This is a genomic window from Neorhizobium sp. IRS_2294 (genome assembly GCF_050500145.1).
GTDB lineage: Bacteria > Pseudomonadota > Alphaproteobacteria > Rhizobiales > Rhizobiaceae > Neorhizobium > Neorhizobium soli.
In genome coordinates, this window is the sequence record NZ_CP191439.1 from 2,705,874 (window position 1) to 2,722,774 (window position 16,901).

19 protein-coding genes are annotated in these 16,901 nt (G+C 60.9%); 5 read left to right on the plus strand and 14 right to left on the minus strand.

From position 1 onward, the window contains the following. Nucleotides 1–40: 40 nt before the first annotated feature. From tilS to ybgC, 8 genes are all read right to left on the minus strand, one after another. Nucleotides 41–1,375 carry a tRNA lysidine(34) synthetase TilS gene (tilS, locus tag ACQY1K_RS13130; RefSeq protein ID WP_430257566.1) on the minus strand — a complete coding sequence of 445 codons (1,335 nt, stop codon included), beginning with the start codon at nucleotides 1,373–1,375 and terminating at the stop codon, nucleotides 41–43. Nucleotides 1,376–1,385: 10 nt separating this feature from the next. Beyond that, on the minus strand, nucleotides 1,386–2,408 hold the full coding sequence (ybgF, locus tag ACQY1K_RS13135; RefSeq protein WP_062582428.1) for a tol-pal system protein YbgF: 1,023 nt from the start codon (nucleotides 2,406–2,408) through the stop codon (nucleotides 1,386–1,388). Nucleotides 2,409–2,713: 305 nt separating this feature from the next. Next, nucleotides 2,714–3,256 (minus strand): peptidoglycan-associated lipoprotein Pal, encoded by a 543-nt coding sequence (gene pal, locus ACQY1K_RS13140; protein WP_062460745.1) that lies wholly within the window; start codon nucleotides 3,254–3,256, stop codon nucleotides 2,714–2,716. Between the two features lie 173 nt (nucleotides 3,257–3,429). Further along, entirely contained in the window at nucleotides 3,430–4,734 is a 1,305-nt protein-coding gene (gene tolB, locus ACQY1K_RS13145; protein ID WP_062460748.1) for a Tol-Pal system beta propeller repeat protein TolB, read from the minus strand. 11 nt (nucleotides 4,735–4,745) lie between these two features. Continuing rightward, entirely contained in the window at nucleotides 4,746–5,927 is a 1,182-nt protein-coding gene (locus ACQY1K_RS13150; protein WP_430257567.1) for a cell envelope integrity protein TolA, read from the minus strand. A gap of 9 nt (nucleotides 5,928–5,936) precedes the next feature. After that, on the minus strand, nucleotides 5,937–6,395 hold the full coding sequence (tolR, locus tag ACQY1K_RS13155; protein ID WP_062460755.1) for a protein TolR: 459 nt from the start codon (nucleotides 6,393–6,395) through the stop codon (nucleotides 5,937–5,939). A gap of 27 nt (nucleotides 6,396–6,422) precedes the next feature. Then, nucleotides 6,423–7,142 (minus strand): protein TolQ, encoded by a 720-nt coding sequence (tolQ, locus tag ACQY1K_RS13160; RefSeq protein WP_062582426.1) that lies wholly within the window; start codon nucleotides 7,140–7,142, stop codon nucleotides 6,423–6,425. A gap of 267 nt (nucleotides 7,143–7,409) precedes the next feature. Further along, complete coding sequence (gene ybgC, locus ACQY1K_RS13165) at nucleotides 7,410–7,859, minus strand: tol-pal system-associated acyl-CoA thioesterase (RefSeq protein ID WP_062583118.1); 450 nt, start codon at nucleotides 7,857–7,859, stop codon at nucleotides 7,410–7,412. A 122-nt stretch (nucleotides 7,860–7,981) separates the two neighbouring features. Between ybgC and ACQY1K_RS13170 the strand changes: the two genes are divergently transcribed. The 3 genes from ACQY1K_RS13170 to ACQY1K_RS13180 are packed head-to-tail and all read left to right on the plus strand — an operon-like array spanning nucleotide 7,982 to nucleotide 10,885. Continuing rightward, on the plus strand, nucleotides 7,982–9,202 hold the full coding sequence (locus tag ACQY1K_RS13170; protein ID WP_113165977.1) for an NAD-dependent epimerase/dehydratase family protein: 1,221 nt from the start codon (nucleotides 7,982–7,984) through the stop codon (nucleotides 9,200–9,202). Nucleotides 9,203–9,209: 7 nt separating this feature from the next. Further along, nucleotides 9,210–10,019, plus strand: coding sequence for a glycosyltransferase (locus ACQY1K_RS13175; RefSeq protein WP_430257568.1), 810 nt, complete (start codon nucleotides 9,210–9,212; stop codon nucleotides 10,017–10,019). Next, nucleotides 10,016–10,885: an NAD-dependent epimerase/dehydratase family protein gene (locus tag ACQY1K_RS13180; RefSeq protein WP_430257569.1), complete on the plus strand. Its 870-nt coding sequence runs from the start codon at nucleotides 10,016–10,018 to the stop codon at nucleotides 10,883–10,885. Before ACQY1K_RS13175 ends, ACQY1K_RS13180 begins: the two co-directional genes overlap by 4 nt. A gap of 19 nt (nucleotides 10,886–10,904) precedes the next feature. On the opposite strand, the gene ACQY1K_RS13185 is transcribed toward ACQY1K_RS13180, so the two are convergent. From ACQY1K_RS13185 to ruvC, 6 genes are all read right to left on the minus strand, one after another. Beyond that, complete coding sequence (locus ACQY1K_RS13185) at nucleotides 10,905–11,330, minus strand: hypothetical protein (protein ID WP_430251120.1); 426 nt, start codon at nucleotides 11,328–11,330, stop codon at nucleotides 10,905–10,907. After that, entirely contained in the window at nucleotides 11,323–11,544 is a 222-nt protein-coding gene (locus tag ACQY1K_RS13190) for a DUF2945 domain-containing protein (protein WP_062460771.1), read from the minus strand. The genes ACQY1K_RS13185 and ACQY1K_RS13190 overlap by 8 nt, the downstream gene beginning before the upstream one ends. A gap of 54 nt (nucleotides 11,545–11,598) precedes the next feature. Continuing rightward, nucleotides 11,599–12,087 (minus strand): NUDIX hydrolase, encoded by a 489-nt coding sequence (locus ACQY1K_RS13195; RefSeq protein WP_430259011.1) that lies wholly within the window; start codon nucleotides 12,085–12,087, stop codon nucleotides 11,599–11,601. Between the two features lie 31 nt (nucleotides 12,088–12,118). Continuing rightward, entirely contained in the window at nucleotides 12,119–13,159 is a 1,041-nt protein-coding gene (gene ruvB / locus ACQY1K_RS13200) for a Holliday junction branch migration DNA helicase RuvB (protein ID WP_062460777.1), read from the minus strand. A 212-nt stretch (nucleotides 13,160–13,371) separates the two neighbouring features. Beyond that, the gene (ruvA, locus tag ACQY1K_RS13205) at nucleotides 13,372–13,989 is read right to left on the minus strand and encodes a Holliday junction branch migration protein RuvA (protein ID WP_062460779.1); all 618 of its coding nucleotides are present in this window, start codon (nucleotides 13,987–13,989) and stop codon (nucleotides 13,372–13,374) included. Between the two features lie 181 nt (nucleotides 13,990–14,170). Then, entirely contained in the window at nucleotides 14,171–14,680 is a 510-nt protein-coding gene (ruvC, locus tag ACQY1K_RS13210; protein ID WP_062460782.1) for a crossover junction endodeoxyribonuclease RuvC, read from the minus strand. 218 nt (nucleotides 14,681–14,898) lie between these two features. On the opposite strand from ruvC, the gene ACQY1K_RS13215 reads away from it, so the two are divergent. Both ACQY1K_RS13215 and ACQY1K_RS13220 read left to right on the plus strand, forming a co-directional pair. Continuing rightward, a complete protein-coding gene (locus tag ACQY1K_RS13215; protein WP_062460785.1) occupies nucleotides 14,899–15,750 on the plus strand; it encodes a methyl-accepting chemotaxis protein in 852 nt (283 codons plus the stop codon). A 129-nt stretch (nucleotides 15,751–15,879) separates the two neighbouring features. Continuing rightward, complete coding sequence (locus ACQY1K_RS13220; RefSeq protein WP_062461844.1) at nucleotides 15,880–16,890, plus strand: LLM class flavin-dependent oxidoreductase; 1,011 nt, start codon at nucleotides 15,880–15,882, stop codon at nucleotides 16,888–16,890. Nucleotides 16,891–16,901 lie beyond the last annotated feature (11 nt).

The following is a 16,901-nucleotide window of genomic DNA, read 5'->3' on the forward strand; positions in this document are numbered from 1 at the left end:
GTTGAGCTTTGGCATTGCCAAGGCGAACCGGCACGGACGCCTAGCTTTTCCGCTGCGAAAGCTTAACCGGAAGCGGGGGTATATCGTCGCATCCGACCAAATCGGCGAACTGGGCTGCAATCTCGAGCTCGAACTGCGACAGGAAGCGTTCGAACGTCCCCAGGACCGGGTGCATGTCAATCGCGTGCAGCAGGCCAGTTTCGAGTGTTTGCACCTGTGGCATTGCCGCCATGGCCCGCATCGCGACCGACCCGGGCGCATTCGGGAAAAGCGAGCCCGCCAGCGTGCGATCGGGAATGGTCGGCCCGATCACGATTTCGCTATTGGTTGGGTTGTGGACGCGGTATCGGCCATCGCAGACCTTCACCGCCCCCGCCGCGATGCGAACAGGGTTCAGATTGCGGCTTTCCCGGTAAAGATACAGCCCATCCCGACGCAGATCGAGGATGACCCGCCCTCCAGACATTCGGCCGAGGTGCCGGCCATCCAGAAATGCCGCGACCCGTGTCATCGTCTCGGTCGAAGGAACGTGTTCCCGTCCGCCCAGGAGCGCGATGAGATGTCCGAGCAGATGGTCCCGAGCCAGTGGATCGCCGCCCAATGCTTCGACCGGAAGATAAGCCAGAACCCCATGGCTGATGGTCAGCTGCTCGCGGGCCAGTTCCGCCGCATGGCGGGACAGACGCGTTCGCGAAGCGCCGGCCGCAGCGATCTCGTCCATCGTCACCGTTTCGATGCCCGTGAGGGCATTTCGAGTTCTGACCCTCTCGTAATGGCTGTCGAGATTGCTAGGGTCGTCGATCCAGCCCTCGCCTCCCGCTGCAAGAAAATCCCGGATCGCTGAGCGACGCACAGACAGAAACGGTCGCAGCAGCCAGCGCCGTCTGTCGAGCAGGACTGCACCTGCCATGCCCGCCAGACCCAGCTTGCCCTTCGTGCCGTTGCGCACTGCGCGCATCGCCACCGTTTCGATCTGGTCGTCCAGCGTATGGCCCGTGAGGATGGCGGTGGCTGCGATCTCGTCAGCGATCTCCATCAGCAGCCGGTAGCGAGCTTCTCGTGCGGCAGCCGGAATGCCGGTCGTTGGTTTGTCGCCGTCCCAGCGGCGGATCGTGTGGGGAATGCCCTTGCGTGCGCAAAGAGATGCCACCGAGCCGGCCTCCGCGCCTGATTCGGCTCGCAGCGCATGATCGATCGTGGCGGCGGCAAGTTCGATCCCGCCTTCCGGGTCAGTAGCCAGCGCCTCCTGAAGCGCGAGCAGAAGCCCGGTCGAATCACTGCCGCCGGAGATCCCCACAAGCAGTTTCGCCGGCCTTGAAAGACCGGCGAGAAATTCACGAACCGCTGACTGCGGGGATGGATCCGGGGTGGTCACCGCCGCAGGATCAGCAGGACAGCCGCTTCTGCTCGGTCGTCACCTTGCCGAGCACGGCGCGCTGCGCATTTGGATAGCGCTTGGGTACCTCGCGAAGCGTCGCGCAGGCCGTATCCTTGTTGTCGAGAGCCGCAAGCGACATGCCGAGCTTCAGCAGCATTTCCGGCGCCTTGGCGGACTTGCCGTAGGTCTGGTGCGCGTTGAGAAAGGTCTTTGCCGCATCGGCATATTTCGCCTGCGAGAACTGCGCTTCGCCGAGCCAGAAATTGGCGTCTGCGGCCCGTGAGCTCTTCGGGTAGCTGGCGAGGTAGCTGGAAAACTCTTTCTCGGCGAGCGGGTAGTCGCCGGAAAGAACATGGTCATAGGCGATCTTGTAGCTGTCGCCCTCACTGCCAAGCGAGGCCGTCTGCTGCGGATCCTGCGACCCACCGCTGCGCGACGAGCCGGAAGCAACACCGGGAAGACCGGCCGAATTGCGGGCATTGTCGTTGCGGGACGCACCGACAGTATTCCCGCTCGTGTCGAGATTCATCGATCCAAGTGTTGTTGGCGCAGGTGCGGCGCGGTTGCCTGTGGTCGCGGATGGGCTGGAAGGCTCACCAATGATGCGAGCCACGTCGTCGGCGCCTTGCGCGGCAGGTGGGGAGGGTTCGCCGGAGGAAGCCGAAGACGAAGGGCGGTTGGACGCCACGGCCGGTTGCCCGCCCGTGTCGCCCAAGTCGCTTCTCTTCTTCTTTTCCAGGTCCTGGAAACGGAATTCGTTATCTTCCTGCGTTTTGCGCAGTTGTTCCTGCATCTGCAGGAGCTGATAACTCATTTCCTCGATACGGCCGTTAAGCTGCCGTACCTCTTCCTGAAGCTGCTGCGTCCGGACGGCATCGCCGCCCTGCGCGAGGATCACAGGCCGTTGTTCGGCCTGCGGCTGTTGCGGAACGCTTTGCTCGCCCTGGAAGAGTTTCGGAAATGAGAAGGCCCCAGCAGGGCCCGCCATCGCCGCCAGCCCCAGCATCGCTGCCAAGACAATTTTCTTCATGTCGTCCGTCCTGCTTCCCGCGCTTCGGCCCTCAAGCCGGAATGGCTTTCGGAAAGAACGAAGCGCAACCTATGTTCTACAACGCGCTGTGCGCATCGGAAACCCGGTGCGCGGCGCTGTAGCTTGCGCCGGATTGGCGCAATACGGATTTTTCTGAACTGCCGTCAAAAAGCAACCAAGTCGACGTTCAAAATCAAGGGAAACGGGGCCAAACTAAGGAAAAACAAAAAAGGTGGCGCGAAGGCCACCTTTTCTCACCAAAATGTCATGTGTGGAACGGGGACTGGCCCCGCCCCTCACCGGCATTACATGCCAGCGCCACCGAGAACGGTAACCGCGCGGCGGTTCTGCGACCAGCAGGAGATGTCGTCGCAAACTGCGACCGGACGTTCCTTGCCGAAGGAAATGGTCTTGATGCGGTTGGCAGGAATGCCGCGCGAAGCAAGATATTCCTTGGTGGACGAAGCGCGACGGGCGCCGAGTGCCAGGTTGTATTCGCGTGTACCGCGTTCGTCGGCATGGCCTTCAACGGTGATCGCGTAGTTCGGGTAACGCTGCAGCCACTGAGCCTGACGATCGAGCGTCTGCTGGGCATCTGCACGGATCGAGGTCGAGTCCGTATCGAAGAAGATCCGGTCGCCGACATTGACCGTGAAGTCCTGGCTCGAGCCAGGTGTTGCCGAGCCGCCGGCACCACCGCCGTTGAGGCCAAGGTCACCCGCGTTGTTCGGAAGGTTCTTCTTGTTGGCGCAGCCTGCGAGAGCGAGGGCCAGCGTCAGAGCGATGACGGCCGGGTTGCGAGCGAGGGTCTGCATACGGCTCATCGCCGGGGTATGAATGCGGCTCATGGCCGTTCTCTCCTTGATCATTTAATTTAAGAGTTGCCGAACTCTAACGGATTTAGGTTAACCATGATCAAACGCTTATGGTTAACGAATTCCTTCCGGTGCCCTATTTTTCAGTCGTTCGCTGCCGGTTGGAACGCAAGCGCGGCAGATCTGCCGCGCCTCAAACGTGCCTCCTATTCAAGAAGCGGCGACCAGGCCGGGTCGGACCCGAATGCCGGTGTCTTGACCATCTGCTCGTTATAGCCGCTGAGATCGATCGAATAAAGCTGCGGACCACCGGCGCCGGCGTTCTGGCGGAAGAACATCAGAACACGCCCGTTCGGTGCCCAGGTCGGACCCTCGTTATGGAAGCCCGATGTCAGAATGCGCTCGCCAGAACCGTCCGGACGCATCACGCCGATCGAGAACTTTCCGCCCGACTGCTTGGTGAACGCGATCAGATCGCCACGCGGCGACCAGACCGGCGTCGAATAGGAACCATCGCCGAACGAGACGCGGCTCTGGCCCGAACCGTCGGCCCCCATCACGTAGATCTGCTGGCGGCCGCCACGGTCGCTTTCGAACGTGATGCGCGCACCATCGGGCGAATAGGATGGCGCGGTATCGATCGCAGCCGTCGACGTCAGGCGCGTCGTCGTGCGCGAACGCAGGTCCATCGTGTAAATATTCGCGTTGCCTTCCTGCTGAAGGCTCATGATCACCTTCTGACCGTCAGGCGAGAAGCGCGGCGAGAACGTCATGCCCGGGAAATTGCCCACCACTTCGCGCTGTCCGGTTTCCAGCTGCAGCAGGTAGACCCGCGGCTGGTTGCCCTCGAACGACATGTAGGTGACTTCCTGACGGCTCGGCGAAAAGCGCGGCGTCAGAACGAGATCCTTGGTACCGGTCAGCATGCGGACGTTGAAACCGTCCTGGTCCATGATTGCCAACTGACGCTGACGGGCAGTCTTCGGACCGCTTTCGGATACGAACACGACGCGGGTGTCAAAGTAGCCCTGCTCGCCGGTGATCTGCTTATAGATCGCGTCGGCGATGATGTGCGCCAGACGACGCCAGTTTTCCGGCTGGGTGAAGAACTGCTGGCCGGTCATCTGCTGGCCGGCAAACGTATCCCAGAGACGGAATTCGGCGCGCAGACGACCGTCGCCTTCACGGCTGACACGGCCGACGACCAGCGCCTGGGCGTTGATCGCCTTCCAGTCTTCGAAACGCGGCGCGCGGCCCGGATCGGTGATCTTTTCGATGAACGCCTGCTTGTTCACAGGCGCAAAGAGGCCCGAGCGCTGAAGATCGGCGGCGATAACCTGCGAAATCTGCGGTCCAAGCTCGTTGTTGGACAGGAAATCGGTAATCGCGATCGGCAGCGGCTCGACATTGCCCTTGTTGATGTTGATCTCGACCACCGCGTTTGCGGGGTTGGAGATCGCGGCAGCACCGGCGGACGCCATCATGAGCCCGAGGAAGGAACGTCTGATCATGGTTTGGCCTTTCAAAGCATATCAAGATCGCTGGGGCTGAAGTTCACGATGACTTCGCTCCACGCATCGTATTTGTCTGCCGGCAGGTTCTTGAACGGCGACGAACGCAAGACAGCGCGGCGCGCGCTGGATTCAAGCGTCCGGCGGGCCGTATCTGAACCGCCGCTTGAGGAAACTTCGGGTTCGCCGACGATCATGCCCGACTGGTCGAGCCGCATATGGACGCGGATCACCACGCCTTCTGCACCTTCGATGCCGGCGATATAGGACCAGTTCTTGCCGATCTGCCCGCGCAGTGCGTCCATTTCGCTGACGCTGAGCTTTGAACCAGTAGACGGCTTAGTGCTGCCGGTGGAAGCAGGCGACGTCGAACGCTTGGCACCGCCGCCCGACGCGTCCTGCTTGTTGAGAAGCGCTGCGATCTGGTCGGCATTGAAGTCGCTGGCCTTGGAAGACGAGGCCTTCGCCGTCTCCTGCTTCTTGCCTTCCTTCTTGTCGGTCGGCTTTGAAGCTTCCGTCGCCTTGGTATCCGCCTTGGCGGTTTCGGTCGGCTTCGGCGGGTCAGGCTTTTTCTCGACCGGCTTTTCGACGGGCTTTGCCTGCTCCTTCGGCGGTTCCTGCTTCGGCTTGGCAGCGGGCAGCGGAACGCTGTCGGGAAGCGGCGCTTCCTCGGTCTTGGCTTCGGTCGGAGTTGGGGTCGGTGGCGGTGTCTCGGCCTTGGGCGGCGTCGGCTCGGGCTTTGGCGGGGTCGGCTCCGGCTTCGGCTGCGGCAATGCTGCCACTTCCTGAGGCTTCGGTGCCGTTTCTTCCTTGACGATATCCTTGACCTGGTTGTCCTCGTCCGTCGGGGTCGGCGTCGGGCGCTCCACCGGCTTTGGCGCGGCGGCGGCTTCGGTCTTCAGGGGCTTCTTGGCCGGCGTCGGCGGGGACTTCAGGTCGATGTCGCTCTCGCCGGCATTCTCGGCGTTTTCGACGACCTTCTGGTTCTTGGTTTCCTTCACCGAAGGCTTTTCGGTGAGAGGCGCCTTCTTGTCACCCTGCTGCATCTGGGTGATCGATTCCACCGGGACGATGTCGACCGGAAGCGCCTCGACGTCGGCGACGTTGAGCTGCATCGGTGAACTCAGCGAGACAAGCGCCCAGCCGAGAAGCACCGAATGGAGAACCAGCGATGTGCCGATACTACCCTTCATGGCGTGGGATCACTGCTCCTGTTCCTGAAGGGTAACGAGGCCGAGGTTCTTGTAACCGGCAGACGAAATGCGGGCCATGACCTTCATCACCACGCCATAGGCAGCGGCAGTGTCGCCCCGCACATAGATGCGCTCGTTATAGCCGGTCGTGGCGATCGCCTGCAGCTTCGGCAGGATCTCGTCGATCGTGATCGGGGTTTCCTGCAGGAAGATCTGCCCTTCCGGATTGACCGAAACGGTGATCGGCTGCGTATCGGAATTCATCGCCTTGGCCTGGGTTTCAGGCAGGTCGATCGGCACGCCGACAGTCATCATCGGTGCGGCGACCATGAAGATGATGAGAAGCACGAGCATGACGTCGACAAGCGGCGTGACGTTGATTTCGCTGATCGCGCCGCTACGGCTTCGCCCACCGCGACGTCCGCGACGACCGCCTCCCGACTTTGCTCCTCCGGCCGACATGCCCATGGTGCTTACTCCTGGCGTTGTGCCTGATTACTGAGCGGCCTGGCGTGGCTGCAGCTTCTCGTCGATCTGGCGCGAAAGGATGGCCGAGAATTCGTCGGCAAAACCTTCCATCCGCGATGAAAGCTTGCCAGCCTCGCCCATGAAACGGTTGTAGGCGATAACTGCCGGGATAGCGGCGACGAGGCCGATGGCGGTTGCCAAGAGCGCTTCGGCGATACCCGGTGCAACGACCGCAAGGTTGGTGGACTTCGATCCTGCGATCGCCTGGAAGGAGGTCATGATACCGATGACGGTACCGAACAGACCGATGAACGGACCGGCCGAACCGATGGTTGCGAGCGACCCAAGACGTGCCTCGTAGGCCTCGCCTTCGCGCGACATCGTCACGTCCATGGCGCGGTCGATACGCATCTGGAGACCGATCGGCGAACGGGCGCCGCGTTCAAAGCTCTTTTTCCACTCGCGCATGGCAGCGACGAAGATGGCGGCAAGGCCTGTATTCTGGCGCTCGCCAAGGGTGCGGTAGAGTTCTTCGAGCGACTGACCCGACCAGAACACCTGTTCGAACTGATCGAACTGACGCCGCGCCTTTGAAAAGGCCATATATTTGTCGATGACGATCGCCCAGGTCCAGACCGAGGCACCCATCAGCCCGATCATCACCATCTTGACGATCAGTCCGGCCTGCATGAACAGCGCCCAAAGGCTCACGTCATGCGTCGCAGCTTCCAGAGCTACCTGTTCCATCTGTCTTCAATCCCCGAATCCAAACGCCCGGCATTTCACAACCGGGCGGGTTCCAAAGCGCGCTCTCGCGAGAATGTTTCTGTCCGCCGAGATCGCCGCCTAACGCCCAAGATGTCCTGAGTTTTCAGCTTGGCTTCTCGCCTTCAAATTTGGTCAAAGGAAGGCGTGCGTTGCACAAATCCCTCACGGGTTAGTAAGACTACATTATCGTTAATAATGTGTTACGGCCGCAAGCTTGATCAGCGCTTTGGCTCTATTGTCTAAAGCTCAGATCGGCGCTGTTAGAAACTTCTCCGCGATCGCCTCCGGCAGTCGTCGTGGACGGCCGTGTCTGTTGATGACGGCGATGACCACCTTCGCCGCGATCAGCAGCGTTTCGCCGCGGCGGATTTCCTGGGTCAGCACCATCTTGGCGCCACCGGCCTTTTCGGTGATCGTCCGGATCGTCAGGATATCGTCCATCCGGGCCGGTTGCTTGAAGTCGATCTCCATGCGGTGAACAACGAAGACCAGCCCCTCCTCATCCGCAGACAGAAGCGCACCCTGCTCGCAGCCGAGGCACCGCAGATAGTCTGTTCGGCCGCGCTCGAGAAAGTGTAGGTAGCGGGCGTGATAGACGAGGCCGGAGAAGTCCGTGTCCTCGTAATAGACCCGCTGGACGAGGCTGTGACCGCCCTCGATCAGTTCTCCGGATAACAAAAAATTCTGCTCTGTCATAAGCTTGCCTTGAAATTCCATCTTCATCCCCTGGATAAAGGCGGAATACCGATCCACTTTCGGTGTCCTGTCATACTTCCCGCCCGCATAAAATAGGGCACCCGCGAACGGAGAGAACATTCATGAAGATTGCAGTCCTTGGCGGCGATGGTTTCGTCGGCTGGCCGACATCGCTTCACCTGTCCGATGCCGGCCACGAGGTGCATATTCTCGATAACCTGTCGCGCCGCTGGATCGATACGGAACTCGGTGTTCAGTCGCTGACGCCGATGGACAGCATTCAGGAACGGACCCGCATCTGGCACGCCGAGACCGGCCGCCGCATCCACTTTCACCTGATCGACCTTGCCAAGGATTACGAGCTTCTGAAGGGTTGGCTGGCGGCGAACCGTCCAGACGCCATCATCCACTTCGCCGAACAGCGGGCAGCCCCCTATTCGATGAAGAGCGACCGCCACAAGAACTACACTGTCAACAACAACGTCAACGCCACGCACAATCTGTTGAATGCCATGGTCGAGCTCGATCTTGACGCGCATCTTATTCACCTGGGCACGATGGGTGTCTACGGCTACTCGACCGTCGGTGCTGCGATCCCGGAAGGCTACCTTCCTGTTGGCATCGAGACGATGGATGGCCGCACCGTCAGCCAGGAAATCCTCTATCCGAGCAATCCCGGCTCGATCTACCACATGACGAAATGCCTCGATCAGCAGCTGTTTGCCTTCTACGCCAAGAACGACGGTCTGCGGATCACTGACCTGCACCAGGGGATCGTCTGGGGAACCCACACGGAGCAGACACGCCGCCACGAACAGCTGATCAACAGATTCGATTACGACGGCGATTATGGCACGGTTCTCAACCGCTTCCTGATCCAGTCGGCGATCGGCTACCCGCTGACGGTACACGGAACCGGCGGCCAGACGCGGGCCTTCATCCACATCCAGGATTCGGTACGCTGCATCGAAATCGCGCTCAACACACCGCCTGCCCGCAACAACCGGGTCGAGATCTTCAACCAGATGACGGAAACCCACCGGGTCCGTGATCTCGCCGAAATGATCTCCAAGATGAGCGGCGCCCAGATTGCCTGGCTGCCCAACCCGCGCAAGGAAGCCCCCGAAAACGATCTCGTCGTGAAGAACGACAAGTTCCTGAGCCTTGGCCTGCAGCCGACCACGCTCGGTGAAGGCCTGCTGGCCGAGATCGTCGATGTTGCGAAGAAATACGCCTACCGCGTCGATCGCAGCCGTGTCCCCGCCGTTTCCGCCTGGACGCGCGATATCGCCGCCAAAGTCGAGCACGATCCGGAAGGCATGCGGCTGAAATCCGTCTCGTGATGGCGCGATGAAAACCGCCTTCGTCACCCTCGTTACCAATGCCGATTACGCGATGGGCGCCACGGCACTGGCCCGATCGATCAGGTTGACCGGGACCACGGCCGAGATCGTCGTGCTGCATACGGCTGCGGTCTCAGCTTCCGACCTTGGCCCGCTCGAGGCCCTAGGCTGCAGGCTGGTGGAAGTCGCGCACCTTCCGCTGTCCGACGCGTTCAACGACCGTCACGCCCGAAAGAAACTGCATGGGGCGGCGCCCTTTACCAAAGGCAACAAGCCGGATTTCCACACGCCGCTCGACAACTTCTGTAAGCTTCGCCTGTGGCAGCTGACCGACTACGACACAACAGTCTTCATCGATGCCGACGCGCTGATGCTGAAGAACATCGACAAGCTGTTCGCCTATCCGGAGTTTTCCGCGGCACCGAACGTCTACGAGAGCATGGCCGACTTCCACCGGATGAACTCCGGCGTGTTCGTGGCCAAGCCATCGCTGCAGACCTTCGACGGTATGATGGCGGCGCTGGACGTTCCCGACGCCTTCTGGCGGCGCACCGACCAGACGTTTCTGGAACACTTCTTTCCGGACTGGCACGGCCTGCCGGTGACCATGAACATGCTGCAATATGTGTGGTTCGCAATGCCCGATCTCTGGAACTGGGAAAGCATCGGCATCCTCCACTACCAGTATGAAAAGCCCTGGGAGAAGGATCACCCGAAGGCGCAGCAGTTGAGACCTCTGATCGATCTCTGGTGGGACTTCTACGAAGGGCGCTCGCCCGACATCACCGCGCTGCCCAATCCGGCGCCGTTGCCATGAAAGTCCTCGTCTCGGGCGGGACCGGGCTCGTTGGCCGCTATATCGTCGAAGCGCTGCTGGACGCCAGCTACTCGGTCACCGTCGGCGGCCGGACACGGCCGCAACCCGACCTGTTCTCGAAACCAGTCGAATTCGTCCCCCTCTCGCTCGATTCCGATCTCGACCAGAGTGATGTCTTCACCGGTGCCGATTTCTTCGTCCACGCCGCCTTCGACCACGTCGCGGGGAAATACCGGGGCGGCGAAGGCGACGATCCCACGCGGTTTGCCCGCATGAACCTCGATGGCACGATGAAACTGTTCGAGACTGCCAAACGAGCCGGTCTCCGCCGCGCCGTCCTCATCTCCAGCCGCGCTGTCTATGACGGCCTGCCTGACGGGTTGCCGCTGACCGAAGACACGGATCTTTCACCGACAAGTCTCTACGGCGAAATCAAGCATAAGGGCGAAGTCGCGGTCGCCGGACTTTGCGACCCTGACTTTACGACCGCAAGCCTGCGGTTGACTGGTGTGTACGGAGATCTGAGACCCAACAAGTGGGATCAGATGTTTGAAACCTACCGTTCCGGGGGCGTCATCGAACCGCGTGCGGGAACGGAAGTACACGGCAGCGATGTCAGCTCCGCCGTTCGTCTGATGCTGGAAGCCGAGGCCGTCAGGATCGCCGGCGAAAGTTTCAACGTGTCAGACATACTCACCGATCGAAGCGAGATCCTCAGTCACGTCGACAATTGCCGCCGCTTGCCCGAGAAGGCTGATCTGTCGCGAGTGCGCGTCATGCCGACGGCAAAGATCGAGGCGCTTGGCTGGAGGGGCGGTGGCAAACCGTTGCTTGCACAAACAATCCGCCGCCTCGCCTCCTCCTGATCTTATCCCCGCTACGATCCTAGTGGGACGAGGTGCGTTGCGTCTTGGCCTCTTGCTTCGTCTTGTCGATCTGCTTCATGTGCTCTTCAGCCCACTTCTGGCCGGCGTCGCCGCCCCACAGAAGCCAGGCAATGTAACCAGCAGATGGGTTGCCGTCGTCGCCGAAATTGTCGGAGCGCTTGTCGACATTGTGACGCTTGAAGTAGCTCACCATCCGCTTCACCGTCTGTTCCGACAGATGCTTGCGATGCTGAAGATCGCGAGCGCGTGCTATCCCGACCGTCGTGCCGCCGCGGCGGTATTCGGCGCGCAGCTTCAAGCCCTTCTCGGCCGCAGCCGCAACGTCGGCCGGCGGCTTGTGGTCAAGCTGCGATGGTTTGGACGGGCTGCGCGCGCGAGTCTTAGACTGCTCGTGCTGATGGTCGTGCGAAGATCTTTCAGCCATCGGTCTTCTTCAGCTCCGATTGGCTTTTCAAAACCTTGTCGCCGTCTTCCTGCTTGACGAGGAAGGCGGGCTTGTCGGCATCCGCCTTGCGCTTGATCGTCTTGCCCTTGATCTTGCGCTCGACATCCTTGGTGAACTTCTCGGCGACCTTACCTTCGGCCTTCGACTTTCCCCATTTCCATTCGACTTCGTTTCCGACGCTGATCTTCTGCATGGATCATCTCCTTCTACTCCTGGAAAACTCGAGGGAGTAAAGGATGTTCCAACATCAGTCTTTCAGATCGAGATCGCCATCGCGCCAGACCACGTGTTTCGGGCTCGCAGGCAGATCTTCGATTTCCTCCGCGATAAAATACGGCGGGATATCCAGCGCCTTCAGCGAGTCCCTCGTCGCCTTCACCCACTTGAACTCGAGTTCGTGCGTGTCGATGATCCGATGGATGATATCGGTCGAATGAAACGGGAAACTTTCCGGCAGCTCCATCAGATAGTAGAAGCCGAGTTCGTGCCAGTCGCGGTCTTCGTAGCGGAAGAAGTTCTCGACCGCCCAGAGCAGCCGCCCGACCTTCACCTCGGCCCCGAGTTCCTCGACCATCTCGCGCTTCAGCGTTTCCTCGGAGGTTTCGCCCACTTCCGCGCGTCCGCCGGGAAAGGTCCAGAACGTCTCATGCACGGCGCGGTGCACCAGCACATGGCCGTCGCGAAAACCAAGCCCCGCGATGCGCATCTGAAAAATGCGCTTCGGCTTGAACTTCATCCGGATGCGCAGATCCTGGGGTTCGTCGCTTTTACTCATCGTCGAAACTGATCCTGAACTGGGCCGCTTCCATATCCTTGGGCGGCTGCAGGCCGAGATGCTTCCAGGCGACTGCCGTCAGCACCCTGCCCCGCGGCGTGCGCTGGATAAAGCCCTGCTGGATCATGTAGGGCTCGATAATGTCCTCGATCGCGTCGCGCGGCTCCGAAAGTCCCGCCGCGATCGTCTCGATACCCACGGGCCCGCCGCCGAAGTTGACGGCGATCATGTTGAGATAGCGCTTGTCGAGCTGGTCGAAACCGGCGTGGTCGACATTGAGGCGGATCAGCGCCTCGTCGGCGATCTCCTTGGTCACGGCTTCCGCACGCGCCACTTCGGCAAAATCGCGGACACGGCGCAACAGCCGTCCGGCGATACGCGGCGTGCCACGGGCGCGCCGTGCGATCTCGCGCGCGCCGCCATCGGTCATCGGCAGGTTCATCAGGCGCGCACCACGCCGGACGATACCTTCCAGTTCCTCGACCGTGTAGAACGACAAGCGCACGGGAATGCCGAACCGGTCGCGCAGCGGCGTCGTCAACAGCCCGATACGGGTGGTGGCAGCAACCAGCGTGAATTTCGACAGGTCGATCTTCACCGACCGTGCCGACGGCCCTTCGCCGATGATCAGATCGAGCTGAAAATCTTCCATCGCTGGATAGAGGATTTCCTCGACCGCCGGGTTGAGACGGTGGATTTCATCGATGAACAGCACGTCTCGGTCTTCGAGATTGGTCAGAAGCGCCGCCAGATCGCCGGCCTTTGCAATCACAGGACCGGAGGTCGAGCGGAAATTGACGCCCAGTTCCTTGGCCATGATCTGCGCAAGCGTGGTCTTGCCGAGACCCGGCGGGCCGACGAACAGCACGTGATCCAGGGCCTCGCCCCGGTTCTTGGCGGCCTCGATGAAGATCTTGAGGTTGGCGCGAGCCTCTGCCTGCCCGGTAAACTCGTCGAGCGACTGCGGGCGCAGCGCCGTATCGAAATCTTCGCCCCGTTTTTCCGGCGAGATGAGGCGGTTTTCGTCGGTCATGCAAGAAATTCCATCTCGGGCGCGCATGCGGCCTTTGTGTCTGATGTCATGGAGCAGTGGCACCGGCCATGTGGAGCAGCAACTCTCGGCACGTCGCGACCCTTGATCGCTATCCTGATCTGACCTTCAAGAGCCATAGTCGTGAACGCACCCAATCTGTTACTTCCCGTAATCGTCTGGCCCTATCGATATCCCAGTGCTTACCCCGGATATCACGACCTCGCCAGTTCCTTCAGACCCAGCCGGATCAGCTTGGCGCTGTCGGCATCCTCACCGGCTGCCTTCAAAGCTGCGGCGACTGCATTGGCCGCCTGATCGCGAGAATAGCCAAGATTGGTGAGCGCCGAGACCGCATCGCTGACGGGCGCAGACGCCACGCCCTCGCCCAGTTCCTGCTTGAAGCCGATATTGGCGGATGCCTCGCCGGCAAAGGCGGGCGCCTTGTTCTTGAGTTCGGTGACAATGCGGACGGCGACCTTGGGGCCGACGCCGGGTGCCCGCGAAACTGCGGTCTTGTCCTGCAGCGCAATCGCATTGGCCAGTTCGCCCGGTGTCAGCGTTGAGAGCAAGGCCAGCGCCACCTTGGCGCCGACGCCCTGCACGCTCTGCAGGAGGTTGAACCACTCGCGCTCCAGTGCCGACAGGAAGCCGAACAGTTTCAGCTGGTCCTCGCGCACATAGGTCTCGATAAACAGCACTGCCGCTTCGCCCACATTGAGGCGGGCCAGCGTGCGGGCCGAACAGAAGGCTTCGTAGCAGACGCCGTGCACGTCAACGAGCGCGTAGTCCTCGCCGATCTCGTCGATAGTGCCTTTGAGCTTGCCGATCATGTCTTAGGTCCGCCGCTGAGGATGAAGGAGAATGGGTTCCGGAAATCATGATGCCGAGCATCGGGAAACAGGCACGATAGCGCGCTGCATCGCGCGTCAGAAGCCGATGCGAGCGTACGGCCTCTGCCGAAATACCTACTGAGGGCGTCAGAACAAGTCAAGAACAGAGGAGGCTGATGCGTCAGCCGGCCAAAGCTTGGCGCATGCGGTTTGCAACGCGGTTATGGGCGTGGCAGATGGCGATCGCCAGCGCGTCGGCGGCATCATTACCCTTGAACTCCGCCTTCGGCATCAGAATCTTCACCATCATGTGGATCTGCTGCTTCTCGCCGTGGCCAACGCCGATGACCGCTTTCTTGACAGCGTTTGGCGCATATTCCGAAACAGGCAACCCGGCACGCGCCGGCACCAGCATCACGACGCCACGCGCCTGACCAAGCTTCAGCGTCGCCACCGCATCCTTGTTGACGAACGTCTGCTCGACCGCCGCCTCGTCTGGCGTGTAGGTATGCACAACTTCGGCCAGACCATCGTGCAGCTGGCAGAGGCGCGAGGCGAGGTCGATGTCACCGTCGGACACGACCGTCCCCGATGCCACAAAGCGCAACGAGTTTCCCAATGTCTCGATAACACCCCACCCTGTGCGGCGAAGCCCCGGATCGATGCCGATGATGCGAATCGGTTTTGTCATGGCAACTGTTGTGTCACGCCGGGAATCCTGCGCCAAGGCCGAAACGCGGAGTGAGTCTGCAGGCCAACATGCGGACCGAAGCCGTCGGAAGCGTTCATATTTTGTTAACCATAACCGCATCGTTTTGGGCAGAAGTGGTGATCCAACCGCAACAACCTTTTCCTAATGGCGTTGGTTCGTCACAAAGGGTTTCTTAAGAATCACGAGGAGGCGCCCGAATGATACGGGACTATGATCGGAATGAGACCGAGCTGCGCGATCTTCGCAGAACCGCCGACATCCTGGACGGCGGTCTGCGCCGCTTTGCAAGCGGTGATATCCGCACCACACTTGATGAACCCATGCCGCTGCGTTTCGAAGGCATGCGCCGCGATTTCAATCGTGGACTCGCAACAATCGACCGGACCATCGGCACCGTCGTTTCGAGTGTCGAGACGATGCGGGCCGACACCGAAGCCATGGCCGCCATCCTGCGCAGCCAAGCTCAGGCCCGCCAGGATCAAGCAGACAGAATTACCCGCGCGAAGTCAAAGACCAGCGCGCATGAGAGAAGCGCCAAGCAGCGTCAGGCAATCACCCGTCATGTCGGCACGATCGCCCACAACACCAAGCTCGACATGCGCCGACCGCGCGAAGCGGTTGCTGCCGCGTTGAAGCTCATTGAGACGATGGAACTGTCGGCCGGCACGTCCAGTGCTACAGGCATGAGCGCAATCCGCGCCAAGACCGAAGAGATCGAGCGCGAACTGCGTGCGATCGGCCTTTACGTCGATGCATTGGCCCAGAACGTCGAAGAACTGACCGAATCCGCCGATGCTCAGGCGGCCGAGGCCGAGGCTATCCGTGGCGAACTCGACGAAATGGCCAAGGCAAAGGATGCCCAGGCCCCCGAAATCCTGACCACGCCGCTTGTTCTCGACAGCCTGAACCGCAGCATCGGCGAGATCGATCGCGCTGCCGCACGCTACTCCGACGTGACAATTTTGCCGGCGCCACCAGTCTTTCCGCCTGAAGGATCGCCCCCGTCGTCGGGAGGTCGCAAGCCCTTCCTGCGCCTGATCAAGACCTGAGGCAGCGACCTCACTGTCGGACCTCCACCGACCCCGCCGAGCGACTTTCATCGCCGGCGGGGTCGTATTTGCAAGACCGGCTGCCTAGATAGGGAGAACACGTTTTCCTATCCATTTCAGGATATGCCGATGATCCCGTTTTCCATTCTCGACCTTTCGCTGATCGGCGAAGGCTATTCCGTCAGCCAGGCTCTCGACCAGTCCCGCAGGCTGGCGATTAAGGCCGAACAGCATGGCTATAACCGCCTCTGGCTTGCCGAACACCATGGCATGCCGGGCATTGCCAGCGCGGCCACCGCGCTCGTCATCGCCCATGTCGGCGCCGCGACAAAGACCATCCGGGTTGGCTCCGGCGGCATCATGCTGCCAAACCATTCTCCTCTTGTGATCGCCGAACAGTTCGGCACGCTGGAAGCGCTGCTCCCCGGCCGCGTCGATCTCGGCCTCGGCCGAGCGCCCGGAACCGACATGCGCACGGCAAATGCGCTGAGACGCAATCTCGATGCCGGCGCAGAAAACTTTCCGCAGGATATCGTCGAGCTCAAGCATCTGCTTGGAACGCCCGTCCCGAACCAGGCAATCCTTGCCGTGCCGGGAACCGAGGCGAATGTGCCGATCTGGCTTCTCGGCTCCTCGACCTACAGCGCCCACGTGGCGGCCGCTTTGGGTCTCCCCTACGCGTTTGCCTCGCACTTTGCGCCAGATATGCTGCTCGACGCGATCGCCATCTACCGCGATCGCTTCCAGCCCTCGGCGGATCTCGACAAACCGTATGTGATGGCCGGTGTCATGGGTGTGGCAGCAGATACGGATGAGGAAGCAAACAGGCTCTTCACCTCGTCGCAGCAGCAGTTTGTCAACCTGCGCAAGAACGTCCGCGGCCTTTTCCCGAAACCGCTCGATACGATGGACGGTTTCTGGACGCCGATGGAGAAGATGAATGTGGAGCACACGCTGCGCTACGCAGCGGTCGGCTCGCCGCGAACCATCGAACGTAAGCTTGGTGAGTTCCTGGCCGAAACCCAGGCCGACGAGCTCATCATCTCAATGCCGATCCACGATATCGACAAGCGTCTCCGCTCGGTGGAATTGTTTTCGCAGCTGTCGCTGATGGATAGCCAGCTGCAGCGAGCCGCGTAAACGAATACGGG